We start from the raw sequence: 26,099 nt of genomic DNA, 5'->3' as shown, positions 1-26,099 counted from the left end.
AGGCAGGGTTCTTTGGGCCGAGAATGACGTCTCTTATCGGGTGCCCACGCTCGTCATTGCCGGGTAGCGGAAAATCAAGGAATGGCGCAGGCACCCCGTTCCGGAGCCGGAACTGAATTCTTGGCTCGGTCATCTTCTTGTTGGCAGACTCCAGGCGGAACGCCGCTCCCGATTCAACGCGATGTACGATGTGGGTAAGTCGGATTTCGCCCTCCTGCTCGAAAGCCGGATGTTTGAAGGATTCCAATGCTCGGGTCAGGCTTACGCATAGAAACATCGTGTCTCTATCGTGCCACGGCGTTGCGTAAGCTGGTGCGGTGAGTGAGGATGGAAAGGAAGGTTTCAGCACTGCAATAGTGATGAATCACGTCACCGGCCTTCGGTGAAAACTCCAACTGTTCGGTAATCCAATCCATTCCTCAGCTCGAGTCCTTCGCAATTGCGTCTGGACGCCAATTCTACGGTGTCATCCGACGTGCTTCACGACCTCTGTTACGCACTGGGAGGAGATGAAAGCTGCAGGCGGCAAGTGTCACCCGTGCAAACAGCCACGGTGTGGCACCGCGGTAGCGCGTCCGCTTCCCGATCCCTGCTCATTGTCAAACCCTCAGCCGCGCAGGGTAGCGCCGCCGTCCACGTACAGATCGCTCATGGCAATGTGGCCGGCCTGGTCGGACAACAGGAACATCACGGCCTGCGCGATGTCGTCCGGCGTGGCCAGCTTGCGCAGCGGGATGCCGGCCTTGTACGCACCGGGATTGCCATCGATCACGGCCTGGGCGCCACTTTCGTCGGCCCACATGCCGGTCTGCATCGGCGTCAGGGTCGAGCCGGGCGCGACGATGTTGCAGCGGATGCTGAGCGGCGCCAGCTCCAGACCCAGGCAGCGGGTGAACATGGTAGCGGCAGCCTTCGATGCGGCGTAGGCCGCCATACCGTGACGCGGTACGCCGGCCGCATTGGAACTGACCGTGACAATGGCGCCGCGACGACGCGGCGTCATCACCCGCGCCAACGCCCGGCCCAGATGGAATACGCCGTCGGTGTTGACCGCGAATACGTGCCGCCACTGTGCATCGTCGGTGTCGGCAACGGTTCCCACCTGGAGCACACCGGCCACGTTGACGCCGAACCCGATCGGCCCGAGCGTGGTCTCGGTCCACGCGACCAGCGCGTCGACAGCGCGGGCATCGGCCACGTCCAGCGTCCGCGTGTGCAGCGTGCGCGTCGACGCTGGCAGCATCGTCGCGTCGCGGTCGGTGGCCACCACGATGCAGCCGCTGTCCAGCAGCAGCCTCACCAGTGCTGCGCCGATGCCGCCTGCGGCGCCGGTAACCACGGCCACAGTCCCTTCAAATCCCGTCAGTTTCACCTGGATGTCTCCTGTGTGGCGTCCCACTGCTGCAGACGTGCCGACAGCGCGGGGGCCAACTGCGCCACCGCATCGCGACCGGTCAGCTCGGCATGCAGGAACGGCAGCTCGATCGTTTCGACGACGGCCGCATGCGGCGCCCACAGGCTGGACTGCAGATGCGGCCGATGGGCGTGGTCCAGCCCTGCGCGCACGTGCAGCAGCGGGCCATCATAGCGGGCATGGTGATGGGCGCGGATCAGCTGGTTGGTGCCGGTCACCGCACGCACCACGCCATCGAGCACCACGCCCGGCAGGTTGCCGAGCGCGCTGTCGCTGCGGCGCAGGAAGGCGAGAATGCGCTCGCGACTGTCCAGCTCGGGATGCGCGTCCGGGTCATGACCGGCGATGGCCAGCAGCGCACGCAGCGCTGCCACCGGGTCGGGTTCGGGCTCCGCGCGCCAGCAGTCGCTGGGATAGGCATCCAGCAGGGCCAGCATGCCCACCGCCCTGCCCTGCGCCTGCAGTGCGACGGCCATCGCCTGGGCGACGATGCCGCCCACCGACCAGCCCAGCAGGTGCACCGGGCCTTCCGGAGCCTGCGCCTGCACCCGGGCCACGTACGCGTCCGCCAGCGCCTCGATGCTGTCCGGAAGGTCCCGCGCCGGGTCCAGCGCCGGCGATTGCAGGCCGAATACATCGCGGGTCGGGTCCAGGCTGCGCGCCAGGTCGCGGTAGTTCCAGGCAATGCCGCCTGCAGGATGGACCACGAACAGCGGTGCGCGCGCGTCGGTGCCCGTGGCCAGGCGGATCAACGGTGCAAGGCCGTGATCGGCCGTCTGTGGCGGCGCGTCGATCCGGGCCGCCAGCCCGGCCACGGTCGGTGTGGCGAACACTGCGCCCAGGCCCAGGTCGCAGCGCCAACGCGCCTGGATCGCCAGCAGCAGTTGGACCGCGCTGAGCGAATCCCCCCCCAGCGCGAAGAAGTCGGCGTCGATCCCGATCGGCGCGTCGTGGCGCAGCACCTGCGCGAACAGCGCCACCAGCGCGTGCTCCGTCGGGGTGCGCGACGGACAACCGTGGCTGTCGGGGCCGGCCGGCGCCGGCAGCGCCGCGCGATCGAGCTTGCCGTTGGCGGTCACCGGCCATTGGGCCATGTGTACGAACGCGGCGGGCAGCATGTAGTCCGGTACCAGACCGGCCACGTGGGCGCGCAGCGCCGTGACGTCCAGCGGCGCACCGCCCACGTAGGCAATCAGTCGCCGTTCGCCCGGACGGTCTTCGCGCAGCAGGACTTCGGCCCGCTCGACGCCCGGCGCGCTGCACAACGCGGACTGGATCTCGCCCAGTTCGATGCGCAGCCCGCGCAGTTTGATCTGGTTGTCGGTGCGGCCGAGATAGTCCACCGCGCCATCCTCGCGCCGGCGCGCGAGATCGCCGGTGCGGTAGATGCGCTCGCCCGGCAGGAACGGGTCGGCAAGAAAGCGTTCGTTGGTGAGGTCGTCACGGCCGAGGTAGCCGCGGGCGAGTTGCACGCCGCCCAGGTACAGCTCGCCGGTCACGCCCGGTGGCAGCGGACGCAGGCGCGCGTCCAACACGTACAGGCGGGTGTTCCAGACCGGGAAACCGATCGGCACGGGGCGCGCGGCATCGGTTGGCCCGGCGGGCCACCAGCTCACATCCACCGCGGCCTCCGTGGGCCCGTAAAGGTTGTGCAGCTCGGCGTTGAGCGTGGCGTGGAAGCGGTCGCGCAGCTCGGCATCGAGCGCTTCGCCACTGGTGAACACGCGGCGAAGCGCCAGCCCATGTACGGCCGGGGTAGCCAGCCATGCCGCCAGCATCGACGGCACGAAATGCAGCGTAGTGATGGCGTGGGTGCGCACGAGGTCGGCGAGCAGTATCGGATCGCGGTGCGCGTCGGGCGGCGCCACGACCAGCACCGCACCGCAAAGCACCGGCAGGAAGAACTCCCAGACCGACACGTCAAAGGTGGCAGGGGTCTTCTGCAGAATGCGGTCGTCGGCGCTGATGCCGTAGTGGTCACGCATCCACAGCAGGCGATTGACGATGGCGCGGTGTTCGATCACCACGCCCTTGGGCTCGCCGGTGGAACCGGAGGTATAGATCACGTAGGCCGCATCTGCCGGTCCGGCCAGCGGCGCAAGAGCGGCGCCTGGCTCCCGTGCCCATTGCGCGGGCGAAACCACGGCCGCGCCGTCGAGGCGAATGGCCGCCTCGGCCTCGGCGAGCACACAGATCGGCGCGGCCGAGCGCAGGATGCGCGCGAGACGCTCAGGCGGGTGGTCCAGGTCCAACGGCAGGTACGCAGCGCCGGCCCGCACGACGGCCATCAGCGCCACCACCAGATCCAGCGAGCGCGGCAAGGCGATCGCCACGTGGGTACCAGGGCCGGCCCCGAGGGCACGCAACTGCAGCGCCAGTGCGCGGCTGCGCTGCTCAAGCACGGCATGGCTGAGCCTGGTTGCGCCGAAGACAACGGCGGGGGCGTCGGGCTGGAGCGCCATGCCAGCGTCCAGCAGCGCCGCCAAGGGGGTGTCGGGCAGCGGATGGGCGGTGGCGTTGGTCTCCACCACGCCCCAGTGTGCTTCCGCCGGCGTGGCCAGGGCGATATCGTCCATTGCACCGTGGGCGTCCAGGGCATCCAGAGCGCGGGTCACGAAATGCAGCAGGCGCGTGGCATGCGCCTGCGCCTGGAGCGGGCTGTACAACGCGGGATTTGCCTCGACTTCCAGCGTCAGCCGGCTACCACCATCGCCGCGGAACCCGAAGGTGAGATCGTCCACCGGCCCGGTCCCCAGCACCTGCAGCCGGGTAGCCACGCCCGCGAGTGGCAGCGGGCGATAGAACGGCTGCAGGTTCACCAGCGGTCCATGCAGGCGGCGCTGTGCACCCACACGCCCGAGATCTCGGCGCAGCTGCTCACCGCGATAGCGGCCATGCCGCCGTGCGCGGGTCAGGTCGCGGGCAACGCCGGCGATGAAGGTCGCCACCGGCTCGGCGCCCCCGGCAACGCGCAGGGGCAGCACGTTCATCACCATCGCCGGAACGCGCGCCGAGGCGCTGCCCAGCCGTCCCATATAGGGCACGCCCACGACGGTTTCATCCGCACCGGCCATGCGCTGGCAATACGCCGCCACAAGCGCGGTCAGCAGGTCCGGCCACGGCACGCCGGTCCGGGTGGACGCGGCCTGCACCCGTACCAACCATGCCGGCTCGACCTCGCGCTCGATCCGCAGCGCGTCCGCGCACGCTGCGGCAGTCCGACCGCCGGGGCCATCCACCGGCGGAGCCGCCTGCAGGTAGGCATGCCAGTACGCCGCGTCGTCGCCCCGTCGCTGGCTGTCGCGGTAGTCGATATCCTCGTCCAGCACCGGCCGCAGCGGTGCGAGCGGCACCGTCGCCGGCGCTGCCGTCCTGCTGGCGGCATACAGCGCGCTGACCCGTTCGCAGAACAGCGCCATGCCATAGCCATCGGTCGCCAGGTGGTGAACCCGCAGGTACCAGGCGAAGCGTGCCAGCCCGAGTCGATACAGGCGTTGCACGGCCAGGCGGTCGCGCCGCGGGTCCACCGCGCGCAGACGGTCGTCGTCCATGCCCTGGCGCGCGGCCTGCTCGGGTTCTTCGTGCGCCGACACATCCACGTATTCCAGGCGCGGACGCTGGGCGGGATCCACCCATTGCACCGGCACGCCATCGTCGGTCTCGGCGAATCTCAGCGCCAGCGCATCGGTCTCGGCGACGGCCACGCCTACAGCGGCGGCGAAGGCCGGCTCGTCCAGCGCACCGTCAATCCACACTACGTGGGCGGTGTTGAACGCCGCCGGTGCGGCTGCTACTGCCTGGGCATACCACAGCCCGGTCTGCGCCTCGGTCAGCGCGTGGCGCTCCGGTGCGTGCGGAGCGTTCATGCCGTGGCGGCGCCCTGCAGGCGCTGCACCACGGCCCACCATGCGCGCAGCGTGGTGTGTTCGGCGAGGTGGCTGAACTCCAGCGCGATGCCGGTGTTGCTCCAGGCCAGCACCAGGCCAAGCACGCGCATCGAATCCAGCCCGAGGTCGATCAGGTGGTCGTCGTCGCCCACGGCGTCGGGGGCTTCATGCAGCATGCCCGCGATATCCGCACGCATCCGTTCCAGCGTCAACGGCGACGGCACACTCATGCCAATGCCTCCAGCAGCTGCACGGTGGTCATCGGCACGCCGCAGGTGCGCGCGATCCAGCGCATCGCCATGTCGTGGTCATCGCGCGAGAAGTCAGCGACCGCGTCGGCGGCAATGAAGGCCTCGATGTCGTGCTGGAACGCCTCCAGCACGGTAGCGGTACAGCCGATGTGCGCATACACCCCGGTGACCAGCAGCTGGTCGCGGCCGCGTGCACGCATCAGCGTCTGCAGATTGCTGCGCTGGAAGGCGCTGTAGCGGTGCTTGACCAGCACGTGGTCCCCGGCGGCGGGCGCGACCGCGTCGAGAATGGTCTCGTGCGCGGCGGTGGCGGACATGCCCGGCCCCCAGAGATCGGCCTGCAGGCCCCGGTCGCGTCGATCCTGCTGCCCGCGCTGTGCCGTGTAGAAGACCGGGATGCCGCGTGCACGGCACTGCACCAGCAGTCGCTCGATATTGGCCACCGCCGGTGCCAACGGCGATGCGTCCGGCGCGAACGCGGCCAGGAAATACTGCTGCATGTCGTGCACCAGCAGTGCCACGCGCGCGGCGTCTGGCCGCCAGGGGCCTCGAGCTGCCGGCAGCTCGTCGGCCTGCGGCAAGGGATACGCGTGAATTGTCGGCAGTGCCATCAGGGCGAAACTCCATCAGGTTGCAGGAAACGCGCGCGCAGGTGAGCGCGCAGTTCGCGGCGGCTGACCTTGCCCACCGCTGTGGTATCGAATGCGTCGACGAACACGATCTGGTCCGGCACCTTGAACGCCGCCAGTCCGCGCCCCCGCACCCACGCTTTCAGCGCCGGCCCGGTCAACGGCGCGCCACGCGCGATCACGAATGCGCAGCTGCGCTCGCCAAGGTGAGGGTCCGGCAGGGACACCACCGCCGCATCGAAGACGCCCGCATGGGCGAGAAGGTGGTCCTCGATCTCTTCGGCAGACACCTTCTCGCCGGCCCGGTTGATATGGTCGCTGGCCCTGCCCTGTACCACCAGGTACCCGCCGTCGACGCGCTGCACACGGTCGCCGGTGCGGTAGAAGCCGTCCTCGGTGAAGCTGCGCGCATTGGCGACCGGATCGTTGTGGTACGCACGGATCGTGTAGGGGCCGCGGGTCAGCAGATCGCCGGTCTCGCCGTCGGCAACCGGGCGGCCCTCCCCGTCCACCACCAGCACCTCGTCGTCAGGGCTGATCGGCCGACCCTGGGTGGTGAGCACACGGTCCTCGGGATCGTGCAGGCGCGTGTAGTTGACCAGTCCTTCGGCCATGCCGAACACCTGCTGCAGCTGGCAGCCGAGGCCGGCAACCACGCGCCGCGCCGCCTCCGGCACCAGCTTGGCACCGCCCACCTGCACCACCTGCAGGCTGGACAGGTCATGCACGGTGGTCTGCGCCGCCTGCGCCCACAGCAGTGCCAGCGGCGGCACCAGCCCAACGCAGGTGACTCCCTCGCGGGCGATCAGCGGAAACGCCACGTCCGGCCCGGCACCGGCGCTGAGCACCACCCGCGCACCGGCATACAGCGCGCCGAAGAAGCCGGGCGAACTCATCGGGAAGTTGTGCGCGGCCGGCAGTGCCACCAGGTACACGCTGTCCTGGTTGATGCCGCAGATGCCGTTGCTGGCCCGGAACGAATAGATGTAGTCGTCGTGGGTACGCGGGATCAGCTTGGGCAGGCCGGTACTGCCGCCGGAGATCTGCAGGAACGCCACGGACTGCGGGTCCGGATCGCCGGGCAATTGTGCCGGGTCACCGGCCAGGTCATCCAGCGCAGAATAGTCTTCGGCCTCTCCGGCGATAACCACATGGCGGACCGACGGCACCTGTGCCTGCACGTCGCGCGCGAGGCTGCGGTGGTCAAAACCATCGCGCACGGCCGAGGTGATGAATGCACCTGCGTCGGCCTTGGCGGCCAGGTGCGCCACTTCGCCGATGCGGTGTGCCGGCAGGGCATACACCGGCACCAGGCCGGCGCGGAACAGGGCGCACACGACGCTGATGAATGCCGGCTCGTTGCCGAGCTGCACCAGCACGCGGTCACCCGGCTGCAGGCCCAGCGCGAGGAGGCCGGCACCGATGCGCCCTGCCTCCTGCCACAGCTGCGCATAGGTAAGACGGAGGTCACCGCCCACTACCGCAATGCGGTCGGGATGCTGCTGCGCCCGCTCGCGCAGGAAACCTGGAAAGGTCTCGCCGCGCCAGTAGCCGGCAGCGCGGTAGCGGGCCACCAAGGCCGGCGGCCAGGTCTGCCGCAGCGGGGGTCTGCCAGAAGGGGGGGCGGCGGTCATCGCAGGCTCCGGGTGCTTCATGTCGTTGGGGCATCGCTGACACCGAGCGCGGTCAGCAGTGCGGTGAACTTGGCGCCGGTCTCGGCCAGCTCGTCAACGGGGTCCGAACCGGCCACCACGCCGGCGCCGGCATACAGCCGCACCTGGCGGCCCTGCACCCGCGCGCAGCGGATGGCGACATACCAGTCGCCATCGCCCTGCGCATCGGTCCAGCCAACCGCGCCCGCGTAGAACCCGCGGGGCACCGGCTCCAGCGAACGGATCGTGTCCAGTGCCAGGCGCTGCGGCGTGCCACAGACCGCCGGCGTGGGGTGCAGGCGCGCGACCAGCGAGGCAACTGTCGTGGACGGGTCCTTCAACCGGGCCTGGATGCGTGTGCCGAGGTGCCACATGCTGGCCGTGGCATGCAACGATGGCTGCGCGGTTGCCTCGACGTGTTCGCACACCGGCGCCAGCGCGGCCACGATCGCCTCGACCACATGGCGGTGCTCGTCATGGTCCTTGGTCGATGCCAGCAGCGCCTCGGCCGCGCGCGCGTCCTCGTCGGGATCGGCGCAGCGGCGCGCGGAGCCGGCCAGCGGATGCGAGTACACCAGCGGCCCGCGGCGGGACACCAGCAGCTCGGGCGTGGCGCCGACCAGCCAGGCCGGCGCGTCCCCGGGATCGGGCAGCGGCACCACGTACGTCGCCACGCTCGGGTCACGGCCCAGTCGCGCGGCCAGCGCGGTCGGCACGACCGGCTGGATGCTGGCCACGCGCAGGCTGCGCGCCAGCACCACCTTCTGCAGCATGGCACCGGGGCTGCGCAGTACCGTGACGGCGTCTGCTACCGCCTGCGCATACGCGGCCCCGCCGGGCTCGGCCCGCAGGTCGGCAACCGTGGCCGGCGCAGCGGGCGGCGCGGGCGGCAGCGTGTCCGTCATGCTGTCGGGCTGGAACAGTGCGTCGTCCCCGTCCGGGTCGAACGGCAGCGCACCCACCAGCAGCGCAGGGCCAGGCCTGGCGCTGGCGAAGAACCGGGCGACGCGTTCTGCCAGCGTCGCAGTGGTGCCGGCCGGCAGCCGGGCACGGCAGCCGTGCGCGGCGAGGCTGCGCCGGGGAGCGCGCAGCAGGAACAGTGGTGCGTCCTGCGCCGGGCCGACCGCCTCGGCCACGTCATCCCGGAGTGCCCCGGCGGCGAGCGTCCCGCTCATGCGGCACCGCCGCGGCCGTGCAGGGCTGCCGCCGTCGCCAGCAGCAGGAGCAGGACGCCGACCAGCAGATACGGCGCGCTGGGCGACCACTGATACATCAGGGTACCCACCATCGGTCCGATCACCATGCCCAGGCCCTGCACGGCAGCCACTGTGCCGGCCGCTGCGCCCTGCTCGCCGGCCTCGACCGAGTCGGCGGCAAGCGCCTGGAAATTGGGGAACACGAAGCCCATGCCGAACGCGGCGACAGCGTAGGCCAGCAGCAGCTGCCACGACGTTGCCACCGCCGCGACCGATGCGAAACCGATCGCGGCGATCAATGCGCCCACCGCAATCCAGCGTCGCGGCGGAATATGCGACAGCTTCATCACCAGCACCTGCGCGAGGATCAGGCCCACGCCCACGGCTGTCAGCGCCAACCCCGCCACACGGGCGCCATCGGCCGGCGACAGCTGCAGCCGGTCGATCGCAAGGAAGCCCACTGTGACCTGCGCGATGGTGACCGAGATCATTGCAGCGAAGACCGCCAGCACGGGCAGTCGCAGGCGCGCATCGCCCCAGGCCAGGCGTGGTCGCGGCCCGTCCTGGCGGGGTGCTGCGGGCCCGTGGGCAGGCAACCGCCACGCGATCACCGCAAACGCGAGCACCGGCAGCAGTGCGGCGATGTACAGCGTCAGCGACAGATGCTGGAATGCGATCCAGCCTGCGACGGCAGGGCCGACCACCATGCCCAGTGCATTGGCCGACCCCAGTTTGGCCATCGCCCCCGCCCGCTGGCCGGGCGCGGCCTCGTCAGCAACCAGCGCGGCCGCGGTCGGCGGCACAGCGGCGTAGAACAGGCCCACCAGTGCCCGTGTGCCGACCAGCGCAAACACCGACACCCACAACGCGGGCGGGGACTGCAACGCGTTGTCGACAAAGACCGCCATCAACACGTAGATCGCCGCGTAGGCGGCCAGCGCGATCAACAGCACCCGCTTCCGGCCGATCCGGTCGCTGAGCATGCCCCAGCGTCGTGCCGACAGCATCCACAGCACTCCCGCAGCCGTCACGGAAAGACCGGCGTGCCATTCGGCGAGGCCAAGCAGGCGCACCACCGGACCGATCACCGCGACGAAGGACATCATCGCCATCGTGCCGACGAGCGCGGCGAATACCAGCGCGGGAAGTCCAGAAACCGTGGAGCGTGCGTGCATGAGGACCACTGCCAATCAGAATGGATGGCGCGCGCGGATCCGCCCACGCGCGTTGATTGATCGGCTTCACTGATCGGTGATCAATGTGGCTATCGGATCAAATGATAACAGTTCGCATTCGCGAAATGGCGATGACGATGGCGGACGTTCAGTCATCAATTCGCGCACACAGGCACGCGGCTAAGCTCGGTGCACCTCGACCTGGTGCACCATCATGGCTACCCCCCGCCCGACCACGGCGCTGCCGGCGTTCATCGCGACGACGACGCACCCTGTCGCGCTGCAGGTGATCAGCCTGACCGGCGAACTGTGGTCCGGCGACGTGCGCGAGGTGCGACTGCCCGGCAGCCAGGGCGAGTTCGGTGTCATGGCACAGCACACGCCCCTGCTCAGCACGCTGCGCGAAGGCATGCTCACGATCCATCCGGTCGCCGAGGCGCATCCGATGCACATCTACGTATCGGGCGGCTATGTGGAGGTGCAGCCGGGCCGGGTGATCGTGCTGGCCGACCTCGCACTGCGCAGCGACAATCTGGATGCCGCACGGGCGCAGACCGCACGCGATGCGGCGGCCTCGCCGATGGCCGCCGCGTTCACCGACATGGCCTACGCACGGCTGCACGCCCAACTGGTTCACGACCGCACCGTGATCCTGGAAAGGCGCCGCTGGCGGTAGGCGCCGCCGCAGCGTTGGACTGCGGCATTTGGTCACCTCTTGTTGGGCGACAGCCCAACATATGATGTTGACGATGAGGCAGACCCACACTATGTTGTGTTCATCGGCTCCCCGCTTCCGCCAGGCCCGGTGTTCCGTCACGTCCCTGCACCCCGCACGGCGTGACCCCGCGAACGACGTCTGGAAGCACACCCGAGGTCGCCGGTCCGCACCGGTTCCGACCACCTGCCCCCGCAGGACACCGCCTCCATGACGCCCGACCGGCCGCCGCGATGCGCGCATCGCGCCACGACAACCGCGTCCTGCATGGAATTCCGATGAGCAACGAAGACACCTCCGCCGCCGCCGACAGCTGCACGCTGCCGGACCCGGCCCTGCCTGCGGCCGATACGGCCCTGTGGATTACCAAGGAAGGCGGCAACCGCCGCATGCCGTTCGACCGGCAGCGCCTGGAGCGGACGCTGCAGACCGTACACGCCGAGTTCCCGCAGCTGGACCTGGCCGGCTATCGGGACGGCGTGTTGGCCCTGCTCGCGCGCCGGCAGCAGCTGAGCGCCGATGAGATGGTGGACCTGCTGATCCGCGAAGCGGAATCGCGCGTGGATCTCACCGCGCCGGAATGGGAGCACTTCGCCGCACGCCTGTACCTGCGCCGACTGTACAAGCGCGCCAGCAAGAACCGGTTCTACGATGCGGCTCTCAGATACGGCTCCTACGTGGGTCTCCAGGAGAGCCTGGCCGACCGCAATGTGTATTCCATCGACATCCTCAAGGCATATTCCAAGGAAGAACTGGAGGAAGCCGGCCGGATGATCGAGCCGGACCGCGACCTGCTGTTCGCCTACAACGGGCTGTATCTGCTGGCCACCCGCTACCTGGCCACCGATCACTCGCGCGCCGTGTACGAGCTGCCGCAGGAGCGTTGGCTGACCATCGCGCTGTACCTGATGCAGCACGAGCACCGCAGTGGCGACCGCAGCCGGCGCCGGCGCATGCTGCTGGTGCGCGAAGCGTACTGGGCGCTGTCGCACCTGTACATGACAGTGGCCACCCCGACCCTGGCCAATGCCGGCAAGGTGGCTGGCCAGTTGTCGTCGTGCTTCATCGATACTGTCGACGACAGCCTGCAGGGCATCTACGACTCCAATACCGACGTGGCGCGGGTCTCCAAGCACGGCGGCGGCGTAGGCGCGTACCTGGGCTATGTGCGCTCGGCCGGCGCATCGATCCGCGGCGTCGCCAATTCCTCCGGCGGCGTGGTGCCGTGGATCAAACAGCTCAACAACACGGCCGTCAGCGTGGATCAGCTTGGCCAGCGCAAGGGCGCCATCGCGGTGTACCTGGATGTGTGGCACCGCGATATCGAGAACTTCCTCGACCTGCGCCTGAACAACGGCGATCAGCGCCTGCGCGCGCACGATGTGTTCACCTCGGTATGCCTGCCGGATCTGTTCATGGAGGCCGTCGAGCGGCGCGGCGACTGGTATCTGTTCGATCCGCACGAGGTCAAGCGGATCAAGGGCTGGTACCTGCAGGACTTCCACGACGAACAGCGCGGCCAGGGCAGTTTCCGCGACCGCTACGCCGAGGTGGTGGCCGACGAGCGCATCGGGCGGCGCACGATCAAGGCGATCGATCTGTTCAAGCGGATCATGGTCAGCCAGCTGGAGACCGGCAACCCCTTCATGTTCTACCGGGACGAAGTGAACCGGATGAACCCCAACAAGCATGCCGGCAAGGTGTACTCCAGCAACCTGTGCACCGAGATTCTGCAGAATATGAGCCCGACGCGGCTGATCCAGGAAATGATCAGCGGCGACCAGATCGTCACCACGCGCCAGGCCGGCGATTTCGTGGTGTGCAACCTGTCTTCGATCAACCTCGGCCGCGCGGTGACTGCGGCGCCGGACCTTTTGTCCAGCGATGTCCTGGAGCGGCTGGTACCGATCCAGGTGCGCATGCTCGACAACGTCATCGACCTCAACCAGTTGCCGGTGCCGCAGGCCACCATCACCAACCGCAAGTACCGTGCGATCGGGCTGGGGACCTTCGGCTGGCACCATCTGCTGGCCCAGCAGCACATCGCGTGGGACGCGCGCCAGGCCGAGGACTACGCCGACACGCTGTACGAGCGCATCAATTACCTGGCCATCCAGGCCAGCATGCGCCTGGCCGAGGAAAAGGGACGCTACAGCGCCTTCCTCGGCAGCGACTGGCACAACGGCGAGTACTTCCGCGCCCGTGGTTACGACAGCCCGGCGTGGCAGGAGCTGGCCGCGCAGGTCGGCGTGCACGGGCTGCGCAACGGCTGGCTGATGGCTGTGGCCCCCAATATGAGTACCGCGCAGATCGCCGGCTCCAGCGCCTCGATCGACCCGGTGTACGGGGCGTTCTACTACGAGGAAAAGAAGGACTTCCGGCGCCCGGTGGCCGCGCCGGGCCTGTCGCTGGACACCTACCCTTACTACGAAAAAGGGGCCTACCGGCTGGACCAGTTCGCCAGCATCCGGCAGAACGCGCGCCGCCAGCGCCACGTGGACCAGTCGATCAGCTTCAACCTGTATGTGCCCAGCACCATCCGCGCCAGCACCCTGCTCGCGCTGCACATGAGCGCGTGGCGCGAAGGCCTCAAGACGACGTACTACGTGCGCTCGAACGATATCGATATCGACGAATGCGAATGGTGCGGGAGCTAGCACGGCGCCTCCGCACCGCCTCCCCACCGGTACCCACACCCCGCCGCTTCGCGGCCCCCCCTGCCGCAGGGGGATCAACTCCGGACACCTCATGGCAACGCCGCTCGAACGCATCAGGATCCTCGAACCGCGCCATCCCAACCGCTCCACCGGGATCATCAACGGCCGCACCAGTGGCATCCTCAACTGGAACGACATCCCCTACCCGTCCTTCTACCGGGCGTACAAGGAGCTGTCGACCAACTTCTGGATTCCCGACGAAGTGGACATGAAGGGCGACGCCCGCCAGTACGGCGAGCTGTCGGCCCGCGAAAAGAATGCGTACGACTCGATCATCGGTCTGCTGGCCACGCTGGATTCGCCGCAGACCCGCTTCATCTACAACGTGGCCGAGTACATCACCGACCCGGCCGCCCACGCCAATGCGGCGATCATCGGCCAGCAGGAGGTGATCCACAACGAGAGCTACAGCTATGTACTGGCCTCCATTGCCGGGTTGGCCGATCAGAACCGGGTGTTCGAGCTGGCGCGGACCCATCCGACGATCCTGGCGCGCAACGCGCCGATCATGCAGTCCTACGACGACTTCATGCGCGGGAAGACCGCCGAGACGCTGATCCGCGCGCTGATCCAGTCGTCGATTCTGGAGGGCATCAACTTCTATTCCGGGTTCGCGTTCTTCTACAACCTGGTGCGGCAGAACCGCATGACCGGTACCGGCAAGATCATCAGCTTCATCAACCGCGACGAACTGGCGCACACCAAGTTCATCAGCGAGCTGATCCGCGCCATCGTCGGCGAGAACCAGCAACTGCAGGGCGAACAGCTCACCGCCTACGTACACGACGCGTTCGAGCACGCCATCGCGCTGGAAACACGCTGGACCGGCGAAGTGCTGGACGGTATCGACGGCATCGACGTGGACGAGATGATCCGCTACGTGAAGTACCGCGCCAACAAAATGGCCGGCATGCTCGGCATCGAGAAGCTGTACAGCGATACCACTGTCAACGTGATGCCGTGGATCAAGGCCTACGCCGACAATTTCACCGAGACCAAGACGGACTTCTTCGAGATGCGCAATGCCAGCTACAAGAAGACCAGTTCGGACAACGGTTTCGACGATCTGTAGGCTACGCCGATGCATGTACTGCTCGCCTATGCCTCCCTGAGTGGCAACACCCGCGAGGTCGCGCGCATCGTGACGGCACGGCTGCGCATGCACGGGCATGTGGTGCGGTGCGTGGAGGTGGACGGCGCGCACGCAGCGGACATTGGACAGCCACGCGATGCGCTGCTGCTGGGCTGCTGGACCGACAATGCCGGCCGCACGCCGGCCGAGATGAAGCAGTTCGTCGCCACGCTGCGCGACGGCCCCGGAATGCCGCCGGCAGCGCGCGTGGCGGTGTTTGGTACCGGCGAGACCCAATGGGGCCAGGAGTATTACTGCGGTGCGGCGCATCGGCTGGCGCGGTTCTTCGGTTCCCCGCACCCGGTTCTGGAGATCGAGCAGATGCCGCACGGCGATGCCGACACCCGCACCATCCACCACTGGGCCGATCACGTATCGGCCGCCATCGAGGCCCTGCGCCATGCTGACCCTGCACGCCACCACGCCGGATGATTACCACGCCGCGCTGCGCGCGCACCCGACCGTGCTGGTCGATTTCCACAAGGACAACTGCCCCGGCTGCCGGATGCTGGCGCTGTCGCTGGCCGCGTTCGCCGCCACCCCACAGGCCGAGGGCGTGGTACTGCTCAACGTGAAGCTGGAAACGCTCGGCGAGGCATTCTTCCGCAGCCTTGGGCTGCGTCAGACCCCGACGCTGCAACTGGTGCGTGACGGGCACGAAGTGTCCCGGCTGCCTGGCTTCCAGACACCGCAGCAGATCCGCGCTGCGGTGGCGGCGGGCGGCACCGGGATGTAGCGGCGGTTTCCAGCCGCTCCCCCGGCACGCCGACCTGGTTACCGGGCGCGGGCGGCCAGCAGGCCGCGGCGCTTGAACCACCCCTCCAGCGGCAGGGTGACCAGCGGCGGGATGGCGGCGGCCAACGCCACCAACGCGGCCCACCACGGCCAGCGCAGTTTCACCGCAGCCAGCACGGTGACCACGACATACGCCAGGAAGGCGATCCCGTGCAGCGGCCCGAACAGGCGCACGCCGACCGGGCTCGGATCGGCGGCCTGGTACTTGAAGTACATGCCGATCAGCAGGCCGGCCCAGGTCAGGGCTTCGATGAAGGCGACGGTGGCGAACACACGGCCCATCGGGTGCATCGGAGGTTTTGCGTTCACGTCACACTCGGCGTCGCAGTCATCGGAACCCACCATGATAGCGGCTTGCTGAGAATACGACCCGTTTGCGGACGTGCGACCGGCGGCCGCACGTCCGCCGCGCTCACACGAACATGCCGCCGGACGCTTCCACCCGCTGTGCATTGATCCAGCCGGTACCGGGCGACAACAGCATTGCCGCGACAGGCCCGATGTCATCGGGCTGCCCGGCGCGGCCAAGTGCGGTGATCGAGGCGACCATCGCATTGGTCTGCGCGTTGTCACGCACGCGGCCGCCACCGAAATCGGTCTCGATCGCGCCCGGTGCCAGCGTGTTGGCGCTGATGCCACGTTCGCCCAGCTCCTTGGCCAGGTAACGGGTGAACACCTCCACCCCGCCCTTCATCATGGCGTAGGCTGAGCTGCCTGGCAGCGAGAAGCGGGCCAGGCCACTGGAGACATTGAGGATGCGACCGCCATCGGCAATCAACGGCAACAGCGCCTGGGTCAGGAAGTACGGCCCTTTCAGATGCACGGCCACCAGATGATCGAACTGGTCCGGCGTGGTCTCGGCGATGGGCGCGTAGAGCCCTTCGCCTGCGTTGTTGAGCAGGCCCTGCAGGTGGGACGCGCCCCAGCCCTGCAGCGTGTCACGCACGCGTCCGGCGAAGTCGCCGAAGCTGGCGCTGCTGGCCATGTCCAGCGGCAGGGCCGCCGCGCGGCGACCCAGCGCCTGGACATCCGCCACCACCTGGTGGGCGGCATCGGCCTGGCTGCGGTAGGTCAGGATCACATCGGCGCCGTCGGCGGCCAGGGCCAATGCGGCATTGCGCCCGAGGCCACGGCTCCCGCCAGTCACCAGCACGATACGGTTCTGAACGCTCATCTCACTCTCCTGCGTGGGTAGAGGTGCAGCGTATTGGTGTTGCCGGGCTGGATAAATCGCGCGATCCTGATTTTACTGTCCAACCAGAGCGAACAATCCGTGGATCGCCTCGACCAGCTCCGCAGCTTCCTGCGTGTCGCCGAACTGGGCTCGTTCACCGGCGCCGCCGATACGCTCGGCCTGCCCAAGGCCTCGGTGTCGCTGGCGGTCCAGCGGCTGGAGGCCGAGGTCGGTGTGCAGTTGCTGCACCGGACCACGCGCCGGGTCCAACTCACCGCCGACGGCGCCCGGTTCCAGCAGCGCGCCCGCGACCTGCTCGATGACATCGAAGAGCTGCAGGGCATGTTCCGCCGCGATACCGGCCAACTGACGGGCCGGCTGCGGGTGGACATGTCCAGCGGCCTGGCCCGGCACCTGGTGATCCCGCACCTGCCTGACTTCCTGGCCCGGCACCCGGGGATCGAGATCGAACTGAGCGGCACCGACCGCCGCGTCGATCTGATCCGCGAAGGCTTCGACTGCGTGGTCCGGGTCGGACCGCTCGACGACAACACCCTGGTCGCACGGCCGCTGGGCTGGATGCACATCGTCAACTGCGCCAGCCCGGCCTACCTCGCGGCGAGAGGCGTGCCGCATGCGCTGGCCGATCTGTCCGCTCACGCGCTGGTCCACTATGTGGGCACGCTGGGCCAGCGCCCGCCCGGCTTCGAGTGCCACGACGGGCAGCGCTACCGGACCCTGCCGATGCACGGCGCGGTAACGGTCAACAGTGGCGAGAGCTATACCGCCGCGGCGCTGGCCGGGCTCGGCATCATCCAGGTACCCCGTCTGGGTGCCCGACAGGCGCTGGCCAGTGGCGCGCTGGTGGAGATCCTTCCGCAGTGCGTGGCCGAACCCATGCCGGTGAGCCTGCTCTACGCCCAGCGGCGCCACCTGCCGCGTCGGGCGGCGGCGTTCATGGACTGGATGGCAGCGCTGCTGCAGCCCGAGCTGGCTGCGACGTCGGGCCCGGACGGCACGACCTGATGCTGGGGATCGGCGTCGAGAATCTGCTCGACCGCGGCGGCTGCACGCGCTCTTCCGACAACAACGGTGGCACGCTCGCGTTCTGAACGGCCCGCGCTGGCGCTACCATCGGCCCCCTGCTTACCGGATGCGCACGATGACGGCACTTTCCTTCGATCCGCGCCCGCGCCGCGCGGCCTTCCGCACGTTGCACGACCACGGCTGCTTCGTGCTGCCCAACCCGTGGGACGTGGGAAGCGCGCGCTACCTGCACAGCCTCGGCTTCCCGGCGCTGGCCAGCACCAGTTCGGGGGTCGCGTGGAGCCAGGGCAACGCCGACGGCGAGCTGTCACTGGAGGCTACGTTGGAGCACCTGCACGCGCTGGCAGCGGCCACGCCGCTGCCGGTGAACGCGGACTTCGGCGACGGCTTCGGCAGTCTCGAGGCGGTGGGCCACAACGTGGCGCGCGCCATCGCCACCGGCGTGGCCGGCATTTCCATCGAGGATGCCGGACCGGACCCGGCACACCCGCTGCGCACGCTGGATGAGGCGGTGGCACGGGTACGCGCAGCGCGCGATGCGATCGACGCGTCCGGTGAAGACGTGATTCTGGTCGGCCGCGCGGAGAACTTCTTCGTAGGCCGCCCCGACCTGGACGATGCCATCACCCGCCTGCGCGCCTACGCGGCCGCCGGTGCGGACTGCCTGTATGCCCCCGGCATCACCACCGCCGGGCAGATCCAGGCCGTGGTCGCCGCGGTGGCACCGCGACCGGTCAACCTGCTGGTGGGCAGCGCGGTACCCTACACCCTGCAGGACATCGCCGACATGGGCGTACGCCGGGTCAGCGTGGGCGGTGCGATGGCACGGACCGCGTGGGGCGGGATGATGCGGGCCTCGCAGCTGCTGAGGGACGAAGGCCGCTTCGACGGGTTCGCCGATGCGGCCTCCGGCGCTGTATTGAACCAGCTGTTCCGCTGACCCCGATCAGTGGCTGGACAGCACCACGACGGCACCGGTGACCAGAGCGATGCCCACCCAGCCGATCGGGCGCAGGCGATTGCCGAACAGCACCCGGCCGCACACGGCGGTGCCGATCACGCCGATGGCGCCCCACATCGCATAGGCCGTGGCCAGGTCGAGCGTTCTGACCGCCTGGCCGAGCAGCGCAAACGCGACCCAGACCAGCACGATGGCGCCGATGCCCCATCCCGGCCTGCGGAAGCCATCGGACTTGGCGACCATCATGTAGGCGGCGATATCGATCAGTGCCGAGCACAGCACGAACAGGAATGCGGTGAGGTTCACGGCCCGTGCTCCTCGCCCAGCGTGACGCAGACGATGCCGACGGCCGCCATTGCCAGGCCGAGCGCCTGCTGCAGCGACAGACTGTCCTTGAACACCAGGATGCCCACCAGGGTCAGCAGGGTCAGGCCAAGGCCCTCCCACACTGCATAGGCCACACCGACCGCGATGCCGCGCACCGACAGCGCCAGAAAGTAGTACGACACGGCCAGTGCCGCCGCCATCACGGCATAGCCGAGGTAGCCGCCATGACGGGCGGCATGGGCCATGAACGAGGTACCGACCACTTCGGCGATGATCGCCACGACCAGACAGGACCAGGCGGTCAGGCCGCCACGGGCACGGGACGGGGAATGCACCTGTGTGTGCATGGAGAGCTCCTTGATGTCAGCCGGCGCGCGCCCTGCTGACGCGGGGGTACCGGGGCATCGGCCGGAACGGCGGATGCGCGGAACGGGCGATGGCGCCCGGGTGAGGCGCCTATTATCATCGTCAATTCCATCACATCAAAGATGGATTCCATCGTAAAAGGCGATACGTCAATGCGCTACAGCCCGGAATCCCTGCATGCGTTCGTCGAAGCCGCCGCGCTGGGCTCGTTCTCCGCCGCAGCACGCCGCCTGAAGAAGACCCAGTCCACCATCAGCACCGCGATCGCCACGCTGGAAGCCGACCTCGGGCTGACCCTGTTCGATCGCAGTGGCCGCTACCCCGTACTGACCAACGACGGTTGCAAGGTACTCGGCCATGTGCAGGACGTGCTGGCCGCGGCCGACCGCCTGGAGCAGCTCAGCATCCGCCTCGCCGATGTGGTGGAGCCGCGCTTGAGCCTGGTGTTCTCCGACATTTACCAGCTCGACCCCGCCCATCACCTGTTGCGGCGCTTCGAGCAGCGCTTTCCGGACATCGAGCTGGAGTGGCTGGATGCCGAGGGCGAGGATGTGCTGGACGCGGTGCAGCGCGGCCGCGCCCATCTGGGGTTGCTGCCGCAGCAGGCCGCCTATCCCGCCGGTCTGGCGGTACGGGCGGTGCCGCTGCGCGCCGAGATGGCCGTGTTCGTTGCCCACGGCCATGCTCTGGCGCAGCGCCCGGCCATCGATGAGGCAGAGCTGGCCGGCCACCGGCAGATCTGCCTGAGCGGCAATGAACGACGCAACGGCCAGCCACGCGGCCGGACATGGGCCGCCTCGGACTATCTGATGGTGCTGGAGATGGCCGAAGACGGCTTCGGCTGGGCCGAACTGCCGCGTGCGCTGGTGGCCCGCTACGGGCGCGGCCAGCTTCGCGAACTCGCCCTGCCCGGCTGGCCGCGGCTGGTCGCCTGCGATGCCGTGTGGTCCAGGGATGCGCCGCTGGGGCCGGCAGCCCTGTGGCTGCTGGACCAGTTCCGGGCCACGCGCGAGGCGTGACCGGGTCGCAAAGGCGACTGGATCGCACCCACGGCGACGCAGCGGTGCCTTCAGTGCGTCAGCGCGTAGTCGATCGCCGCGCAGATCGCCGCCACCTGCGCATCGTTGCACTGCTGCGGGGTGGCACGCGGGCTGTCCGGGTACACCTCGGTCGTGGTGGTGTAGCGGGCGCCGCTCACGCTGGCGCACAGGCCCAGCTTCTTCAGGGGGTACTCGATCACCCCCGGCGCCACCACCGGCGAGCCGATGATCTCGCCCTTGTCGTCGGCCGGTGCGATATGGGTCACCTGCTCCACCGCTGCATTCACCGCAGTCTGGAAGGCCGGCTGCGGGTTTTCGGTGTCATCGACCAGATAGAAGCCGTCCGGGATCAGGCCCGGCTCGAACGGCTTGCCGTCGCGCGCGGCCAGCGCCGGGCGGAACTCGGTTTCATCGGTGTCGGTGGTCTCGTGCAGATCGATGTGCATCACGATACTGCCGCGCAACGGCGCGACCAGAGCGGTCAACGCCGCCGATTCGGCGGCCGGGCTGTTGGGCACGAAGGAGCGGTTCGGATCGATCGCATCGGCGTTCCAGCGCTGGATGCGCTCATAGCCCCACGGGCTCACACACGGCACCACCAGCAGATTGGCACGGCCTGCGTACCCGGCAGCACGCGTCTGCAGGAACTGCAGCGCGCCCTGCACGCCGCTGGTTTCGTACCCATGAATGCCCCCGGTGACCAGCATGGTGGGCAACGACGGGTTCCAGTCGCGGCTGCGCACGGCGAACAGCGGGTACTGGTCCGGCGCGTACTCGAGCGTGCCGTACTGGCTGACATCGAACGTATCGCGCAGGGCCTCCACCGCCGGCAGCACGTCATCGGCATAGCGCCGCTGCGGCACCTGGCGCGCACGCCACTGCGCCTTCTCCGCGGCCCCCCACGGCTGGCCGGGGGTGCCGATCGGGTAGAAGGTGGCGTCGTTCATGGCGTGCTCGCGTCGGGTGGCGGGGAAACGCGGATTTTATCATCGTCACCGCAGCGGCCGGCACAGGCGCGGGCGAGCCAGCCACGGAACCCCAACGCGCGCGCGGTCACGAACACTTTCCTCACCCCCGTCCGCGGCCCGACTCAGGGCCGCAGCAGCACCTTGCCGCTGCGACCCGCTTCGAGGCTGGCACCCGCCGCGGCGGCCACGTCCTCCAGACCGTACACCCCTTCAACGGGCAGGCTCAGGCCGCCGTTGGCCGCCAGCTGCAGCAGCTCGCCGACCAGACGCCGTTTGTCGTCCGGTGCCATCGCCTGGCTGACTTTGCTGCCCCAGAAGCCCTTGACCGTGGCCTGCTTGAAGATCACGTCGCCCGAATTGAGCTGCATGGGCTCGCCGCTCATCGACCCGAACGACACCAGCGTGCCGCCGTCGCCGAGCAGGGTCATCAGCTCGCTGCTGGCCCGGCCGCCGACCGAGTCGACCGCCGCGGCGATGGACTGCTCGCCCACCAGTGTCTGCAGCTGGGCCATCCAGTCCGAGCGTGCGGTGGAGACGGTGTGCTCGATGCCCAGCGCCGCCATGTCGGCCACGCCGTCATCGCGACGCACCAGATTCACGCAGTGCACCCCGCGCGCCTTGGCCAGCATCGCCAGCGCCTTGCCCACCGCGCCGTTGGCCGCGTTCTGCAGGATCCATTGACCCGGCCGCACCTGCAGGAACTCCAGCAGCATCAGCGCGCTCAGCGGCATGGCGATCAATTGCGCGGCCACCTCGTCCCCGATCGCGTCGGGCATCGGAATGACCATGCGTGCCGGAGCGATGAAGGCCTCGGCCCAGGTGCCGTGCACCGAGGCCGCGCTGACCCGCTGCCCAACCTGCAGTCCTTCCACACCGGCGCCGAGGGCATCAATGACGCCGGTTGCCTCGCTGCCGCCAATGGCGGGCAGCGGCGGCTTGTAGCCGTAGCGCCCGCGCACGGTCCACAGGTCGTGGTTGTGGATGGGGGCCAGGACGGTGCGGATGCGTACCTCGCCCGTGTCCGGCTCGGGCAGGCGGGCCTGGTCGCAGCGCAGCACATCGGCCGGCTCGCCGAAACGGTCATGCAGGGCCGCCCGCATCAGCGGCTCCCGACGCGGCAGGCGGCGTCGCGCGGGGTGGGGAACGGTGCAACACGGAGCGGGATCGTCATGGGGGATCTCCTGAAAGGATGGAAGACGGCGCTGCGCTCAGCGCCGGTGACGGTGCGCTGCGACGACCGCCGGCACCGGATGGCGCCAGGCGCGTGCCCGCAGCAGCAGGGTCTGCAGGACCAGCAGCGCACCGGCTGCCAACGCAAGCACGGCGATGCTGTCCGCACCCGGCAGGGTCCAGCCGGACTGCTTGATGTGTACGCCCACCAGCGCCCAGACCACGGCGGCCGGATAGGCGAAATGACCGCGCAGGCGATGGTTGGCCCACCACGCCAGCAGCGTGGCCATCACCAGCAGCACCACGCTCCAGCCGAACATGTTCTGGGTGGGCAACCACTGGTAGGCCACGATGACCTGCGCGGTGTTGAGGAAGGCGGCCATGCTCAACCAACCCGCATGCAGCGCCAGGGGGTAGGCGGCCCAGGCGCGCTGGGCGCCGCTGGCGTTGAGCGGCGACGCGCGGAACGCAGCCACCAGCAGGCAGATCAAGGCAGCCCAGATGATGGCCAGCGCCGGCAGGAACCACTGGTTGGAGAACACCGGCATCCACGCGGCGGTCAGCGCGAAACCGGCGGCCGCCCAGCCGCGCACGCCATCGAGATCGGGCTTGCGCCGACGCAGCTGCCACAGCCCGAACACCACATCCCACAGGAAGATCAGGCCCCAGATCGCAAAGGCGTAACCGGCCGCCACCAGCAGGGTGGGATACCGGTCGGAGATGGCGCCATTGGTCGGACCGAACATGCCGGACTGCGAAAACCACGAGACGACCGGCATGGCCATTGCGGCCAACAACACAATCCAGCGCATGCATCACCTGCTCAACGAAAGAGCGATGACGATACGCGGTCTGCGGTTAAGACGGTGGCATTGCCCGCCAGAGCCCACCCCCTCTCCGGCGTGGCCGGTTCACGAGGCGATACGGCCTGATATTGCAATTACTTACTAATATAGCCTTTGCTATATTGAGGCATGGACCGCCCTCGCCTCCCCGCTCCTGCAGACCCCGCCTGGCCGGCGACGCCCGGACACAGCCCGAGCCTGGGTGAGATGAACGCCAGCGTGGCCGTGCCGAGTGGGGGCCATTGGTGGTTCCGCCTGCTGGCCTTCCTCGGCCCGGGCTACATGGTGTCGGTGGGCTACATGGATCCGGGCAACTGGGCGACCGACATCGCCGGTGGCGCGCAGTTCGGCTACCTGCTGCTGTCGGTGATCCTGCTGTCCAACCTGATGGCGATCGTGTTGCAGGGCCTGTCAGCGCGGCTGGGCATCGCCACCGGCCGCGACCTCGCCCAAGCCTGCCGCGACCATTTCAGTCGGCCGGTGAACCTGGGCCTGTGGCTGCTGTGCGAGATGGCGATCATCGCCTGTGACCTGGCCGAAGTCATCGGTACCGCCATTGCACTGAAGCTGCTGTTCGGCATTCCGCTCCTTGCCGGCGCGGTCATCACGGCCGTGGACGTCGTGCTGGTGCTGCTGCTGATGCATCGCGGTTTCCGCGCACTGGAAGCGTTCGTCATCGCGCTGCTGCTGGTGATTTTCGGCTGCTTCGCGGTCCAGATCGTGCTGGCCGCGCCGCCGCTGCAGGCCGTGCTGGCCGGCTTCATCCCGCATGCCGAGGTGGTGACCAACCCGCAGGCGCTGTACCTGGCCATCGGCATCATCGGCGCCACGGTGATGCCGCACAACCTGTATCTGCATTCCTCGATCGTGCAGACCCGCGCGTATCCACGCACCGACCCCGGCCGCCGCAGTGCGCTGCGCTGGGCGGTGGCCGACAGCACCCTGGCGCTGATGCTGGCCTTGTTCATCAATGCCTCGATCCTGATCCTGGCGGCGGCCGTGTTCCATGCACACGGCCGCACCGACGTGCAGGACATCGAGCAGGCCCATGAGCTGCTGGCACCCATGCTGGGCGTGGGACTGGCTTCCACGCTGTTCGCCGTTGCCCTGCTCGCCTCGGGCATCAACTCCACGGTGACCGCGACGCTGGCGGGCCAGATCGTGATGGAGGGCTTTCTGCGGCTGCGCATCGCGCCGTGGGCGCGCCGGCTGATCACCCGCGGCATCGCCATCGTCCCGGTGGTGGTCGTGACCGCCCTCTACGGCGACCAGGGCACCGCGCGGCTGCTGGTGCTCAGCCAGGTACTGCTGTCCATGCAGCTGCCGTTTGCGGTGATTCCGCTGGTCCGCTTCGTATCCGACAGGACCCGAATGGGGGTGCTGGTCGCCCCACGCTGGCTGATCGCACTGTCCTGGGTGATCGCAGCGGTGATTGTGGTGCTCAACGTGAAGCTGCTGGTGGATACGCTGGCAGGCTGACCGGCGTGCTGGTCGTACCCGTGCCGCCAACGCACGCCGCTGTCGATCCGGGTGGTGAGTACACCGATCCGCCAGCAGAGCGTCAGCGTGGTCCCGCCGCGCGCCGCATCAAGGCGCGGAAGCGCGGACACGCCAGATGGCTGGAGGCGCGGCACGCGGCCGCGTGGCGCAGACCATCGCGCACGCGGATCATGGTCTGGATGCTGCGGTCGAGTGCATCAGCCCTGGCGCTCAGCTGCGCGCGGTCGAAGCCGCCCGCCCCTGCCGTGCCGAGCAGCGCACCGATGTCCTGCAGGGTCATGCCCGCCGCGCGCCCCAGTGCGATCAACGCCAACTGCTCCAGCACGCCGGCATCGAACACCCGGCGCAGCCCGCGCCGCCCGATCGCGCGGATCAGTCCCACGCTCTCGTAGTGGCGGAGTGCCGAGGCCGCCAGTCCCGAGCGGCGAGCGACCTCGGCGATATCCATTTCCTGCATGGCTTGACCTCATGTGCACTTGAAGTGGCACAGTGCGGGCTCCCTCCCCTGCTGGCAAGTCCGAAGCGAGTCCGCGATGACCGACACCCCCCAACACGCGCTGTGGAATGGCCCGGCCGGCCAGGCGTGGGTGCAGGCGCAGTGCCTGCTCGACGCCATGTTCGCGCCCCTGGCGCGGGTGCTCGCCGATGCGGTCCCGCCGGGCGCGGATTGGCAGGTGCTCGATGTCGGCTGCGGCACCGGCGCGGTGAGCCTGGCAATTGCCGGCCGGCTGGGCACCGATGGCCACTGTACGGGCGTCGACATCTCCGCACCGATGATCGACACCGCACGCGCAAGGGCGCGCGACGATGCCGTGGCGGCAACCTTCCTGGTCGCCGACGCACAGCGCCATGCCTTTCCAGCCGCCCGCCTCGACCGCGTGGTGTCACGCTTCGGGGTGATGTTCTTTGACGATCCGCAGCGTGCCTTTGCCGGACTGCGCGATGCCACCCGCACCGGCGGCGCCCTGCACGCCATCGTCTGGCGCGCGGCGGCCGAGAACCCGTTCATGACCACCGCCGAACGCGCGGCGGCACCGCTGCTCGAGGGTCGGCAGGGAATCGTTACGTACAGGGCCAAAAGCTGCCTAAGCAATTGAAACGAAATGATAATTGCCTTATCCCGATAGCGGATCTCCCC

General features: G+C 68.7%; 25 protein-coding genes. 10 read left to right on the top strand and 15 right to left on the bottom strand.

Annotated features, from left to right (window positions below):
• Nucleotides 1–607 precede the first annotated feature (607 nt).
• From ACPEH1_RS08520 to ACPEH1_RS08490, 7 genes are read right to left on the bottom strand one after another with little or no spacing between them, the layout of a single operon-like run.
• Nucleotides 608–1,372, bottom strand: a complete 765-nt coding sequence (locus ACPEH1_RS08520; protein WP_423715626.1) for a 2,3-dihydro-2,3-dihydroxybenzoate dehydrogenase — start codon at nt 1,370–1,372, stop codon at nt 608–610.
• Nucleotides 1,369–5,280: an amino acid adenylation domain-containing protein gene (locus ACPEH1_RS08515; protein ID WP_423715625.1), complete on the bottom strand. Its 3,912-nt coding sequence runs from the start codon at nt 5,278–5,280 to the stop codon at nt 1,369–1,371. Before ACPEH1_RS08515 ends, ACPEH1_RS08520 begins: the two co-directional genes overlap by 4 nt.
• Nucleotides 5,277–5,531 (bottom strand): phosphopantetheine-binding protein, encoded by a 255-nt coding sequence (locus ACPEH1_RS08510; protein WP_017357301.1) that lies wholly within the window; start codon nt 5,529–5,531, stop codon nt 5,277–5,279. The genes ACPEH1_RS08515 and ACPEH1_RS08510 overlap by 4 nt, the downstream gene beginning before the upstream one ends.
• A complete protein-coding gene (locus ACPEH1_RS08505; RefSeq protein WP_423715624.1) occupies nt 5,528–6,163 on the bottom strand; it encodes an isochorismatase family protein in 636 nt (211 codons plus the stop codon). Before ACPEH1_RS08505 ends, ACPEH1_RS08510 begins: the two co-directional genes overlap by 4 nt.
• On the bottom strand, nt 6,163–7,815 hold the full coding sequence (locus ACPEH1_RS08500) for a (2,3-dihydroxybenzoyl)adenylate synthase (protein ID WP_136004845.1): 1,653 nt from the start codon (nt 7,813–7,815) through the stop codon (nt 6,163–6,165). The genes ACPEH1_RS08505 and ACPEH1_RS08500 overlap by 1 nt, the downstream gene beginning before the upstream one ends.
• Before the next feature lie 17 nt (nt 7,816–7,832).
• Nucleotides 7,833–9,008: an isochorismate synthase gene (locus tag ACPEH1_RS08495; protein WP_423715623.1), complete on the bottom strand. Its 1,176-nt coding sequence runs from the start codon at nt 9,006–9,008 to the stop codon at nt 7,833–7,835.
• Complete coding sequence (locus ACPEH1_RS08490; protein ID WP_423715622.1) at nt 9,005–10,204, bottom strand: MFS transporter; 1,200 nt, start codon at nt 10,202–10,204, stop codon at nt 9,005–9,007. Before ACPEH1_RS08490 ends, ACPEH1_RS08495 begins: the two co-directional genes overlap by 4 nt.
• 214 nt (nt 10,205–10,418) lie before the next feature.
• Here ACPEH1_RS08490 and atpC point away from each other — a divergent pair, with 214 nt between their 5' ends.
• From atpC to ACPEH1_RS08465, 5 genes are all read left to right on the top strand, one after another.
• Nucleotides 10,419–10,880 (top strand): ATP synthase F1 subunit epsilon, encoded by a 462-nt coding sequence (atpC, locus tag ACPEH1_RS08485; RefSeq protein ID WP_017356464.1) that lies wholly within the window; start codon nt 10,419–10,421, stop codon nt 10,878–10,880.
• A 317-nt stretch (nt 10,881–11,197) separates the two neighbouring features.
• Nucleotides 11,198–13,576 (top strand): ribonucleoside-diphosphate reductase subunit alpha, encoded by a 2,379-nt coding sequence (locus tag ACPEH1_RS08480; protein ID WP_051008630.1) that lies wholly within the window; start codon nt 11,198–11,200, stop codon nt 13,574–13,576.
• Nucleotides 13,577–13,667: 91 nt separating this feature from the next.
• On the top strand, nt 13,668–14,708 hold the full coding sequence (locus ACPEH1_RS08475) for a ribonucleotide-diphosphate reductase subunit beta (protein ID WP_017356462.1): 1,041 nt from the start codon (nt 13,668–13,670) through the stop codon (nt 14,706–14,708).
• 9 nt (nt 14,709–14,717) lie between these two features.
• Nucleotides 14,718–15,200, top strand: a complete 483-nt coding sequence (locus ACPEH1_RS08470; protein WP_017356461.1) for a flavodoxin — start codon at nt 14,718–14,720, stop codon at nt 15,198–15,200.
• Nucleotides 15,169–15,504 (top strand): thioredoxin family protein, encoded by a 336-nt coding sequence (locus ACPEH1_RS08465; RefSeq protein ID WP_017356460.1) that lies wholly within the window; start codon nt 15,169–15,171, stop codon nt 15,502–15,504. Before ACPEH1_RS08470 ends, ACPEH1_RS08465 begins: the two co-directional genes overlap by 32 nt.
• 38 nt (nt 15,505–15,542) lie before the next feature.
• Here ACPEH1_RS08465 and ACPEH1_RS08460 read toward each other — a convergent pair whose 3' ends face one another.
• On the bottom strand, nt 15,543–15,854 hold the full coding sequence (locus ACPEH1_RS08460) for a DUF3817 domain-containing protein (RefSeq protein ID WP_026070831.1): 312 nt from the start codon (nt 15,852–15,854) through the stop codon (nt 15,543–15,545).
• Nucleotides 15,855–15,975: 121 nt separating this feature from the next.
• Nucleotides 15,976–16,737: an SDR family NAD(P)-dependent oxidoreductase gene (locus tag ACPEH1_RS08455; RefSeq protein ID WP_017356458.1), complete on the bottom strand. Its 762-nt coding sequence runs from the start codon at nt 16,735–16,737 to the stop codon at nt 15,976–15,978.
• A 99-nt stretch (nt 16,738–16,836) separates the two neighbouring features.
• Here ACPEH1_RS08455 and ACPEH1_RS08450 point away from each other — a divergent pair, with 99 nt between their 5' ends.
• Both ACPEH1_RS08450 and ACPEH1_RS08445 read left to right on the top strand, forming a co-directional pair.
• Nucleotides 16,837–17,763 (top strand): LysR family transcriptional regulator, encoded by a 927-nt coding sequence (locus ACPEH1_RS08450; RefSeq protein ID WP_423715621.1) that lies wholly within the window; start codon nt 16,837–16,839, stop codon nt 17,761–17,763.
• Between the two features lie 136 nt (nt 17,764–17,899).
• Entirely contained in the window at nt 17,900–18,724 is an 825-nt protein-coding gene (locus ACPEH1_RS08445) for an isocitrate lyase/PEP mutase family protein (RefSeq protein WP_153164044.1), read from the top strand.
• Between the two features lie 6 nt (nt 18,725–18,730).
• Here ACPEH1_RS08445 and ACPEH1_RS08440 read toward each other — a convergent pair whose 3' ends face one another.
• Both ACPEH1_RS08440 and ACPEH1_RS08435 read right to left on the bottom strand, forming a co-directional pair.
• Nucleotides 18,731–19,051 carry a DMT family transporter gene (locus ACPEH1_RS08440; RefSeq protein ID WP_423715620.1) on the bottom strand — a complete coding sequence of 107 codons (321 nt, stop codon included), beginning with the start codon at nt 19,049–19,051 and terminating at the stop codon, nt 18,731–18,733.
• Nucleotides 19,048–19,419 (bottom strand): DMT family transporter, encoded by a 372-nt coding sequence (locus ACPEH1_RS08435; RefSeq protein WP_017356454.1) that lies wholly within the window; start codon nt 19,417–19,419, stop codon nt 19,048–19,050. Before ACPEH1_RS08435 ends, ACPEH1_RS08440 begins: the two co-directional genes overlap by 4 nt.
• Nucleotides 19,420–19,590: 171 nt before the next feature.
• Here ACPEH1_RS08435 and ACPEH1_RS08430 point away from each other — a divergent pair, with 171 nt between their 5' ends.
• A complete protein-coding gene (locus ACPEH1_RS08430) occupies nt 19,591–20,457 on the top strand; it encodes a LysR family transcriptional regulator (RefSeq protein ID WP_423715668.1) in 867 nt (288 codons plus the stop codon).
• Nucleotides 20,458–20,507: 50 nt separating this feature from the next.
• Here the strand turns inward: ACPEH1_RS08430 and ACPEH1_RS08425 are convergent, their stop codons facing one another.
• The 3 genes from ACPEH1_RS08425 to ACPEH1_RS08415 form a co-directional block, all read right to left on the bottom strand.
• Entirely contained in the window at nt 20,508–21,425 is a 918-nt protein-coding gene (locus ACPEH1_RS08425) for a M14 family metallopeptidase (protein ID WP_017356452.1), read from the bottom strand.
• Between the two features lie 143 nt (nt 21,426–21,568).
• Complete coding sequence (locus ACPEH1_RS08420) at nt 21,569–22,546, bottom strand: zinc-binding dehydrogenase (RefSeq protein WP_423715619.1); 978 nt, start codon at nt 22,544–22,546, stop codon at nt 21,569–21,571.
• A gap of 108 nt (nt 22,547–22,654) precedes the next feature.
• Nucleotides 22,655–23,428 carry a hypothetical protein gene (locus ACPEH1_RS08415; protein WP_026070828.1) on the bottom strand — a complete coding sequence of 258 codons (774 nt, stop codon included), beginning with the start codon at nt 23,426–23,428 and terminating at the stop codon, nt 22,655–22,657.
• A gap of 162 nt (nt 23,429–23,590) precedes the next feature.
• On the opposite strand from ACPEH1_RS08415, the gene ACPEH1_RS08410 reads away from it, so the two are divergent.
• Nucleotides 23,591–24,940, top strand: a complete 1,350-nt coding sequence (locus tag ACPEH1_RS08410) for an Nramp family divalent metal transporter (protein ID WP_017356449.1) — start codon at nt 23,591–23,593, stop codon at nt 24,938–24,940.
• Between the two features lie 82 nt (nt 24,941–25,022).
• Here the strand turns inward: ACPEH1_RS08410 and ACPEH1_RS08405 are convergent, their stop codons facing one another.
• A complete protein-coding gene (locus ACPEH1_RS08405; RefSeq protein ID WP_017356448.1) occupies nt 25,023–25,418 on the bottom strand; it encodes a MerR family transcriptional regulator in 396 nt (131 codons plus the stop codon).
• Between the two features lie 76 nt (nt 25,419–25,494).
• Between ACPEH1_RS08405 and ACPEH1_RS08400 the strand changes: the two genes are divergently transcribed.
• A complete protein-coding gene (locus ACPEH1_RS08400) occupies nt 25,495–26,058 on the top strand; it encodes a class I SAM-dependent methyltransferase (RefSeq protein WP_423715618.1) in 564 nt (187 codons plus the stop codon).
• The last annotated feature ends 41 nt before the right edge of the window (nt 26,059–26,099 follow it).

This window comes from Stenotrophomonas sp. NPDC077421, from assembly GCF_049545505.1.
Lineage (GTDB): Bacteria > Pseudomonadota > Gammaproteobacteria > Xanthomonadales > Xanthomonadaceae > Stenotrophomonas > Stenotrophomonas nematodicola.
The sequence above is the reverse complement of the archived record's forward strand: the minus strand, read 5'-3'. Positions and strand labels throughout refer to the sequence as shown.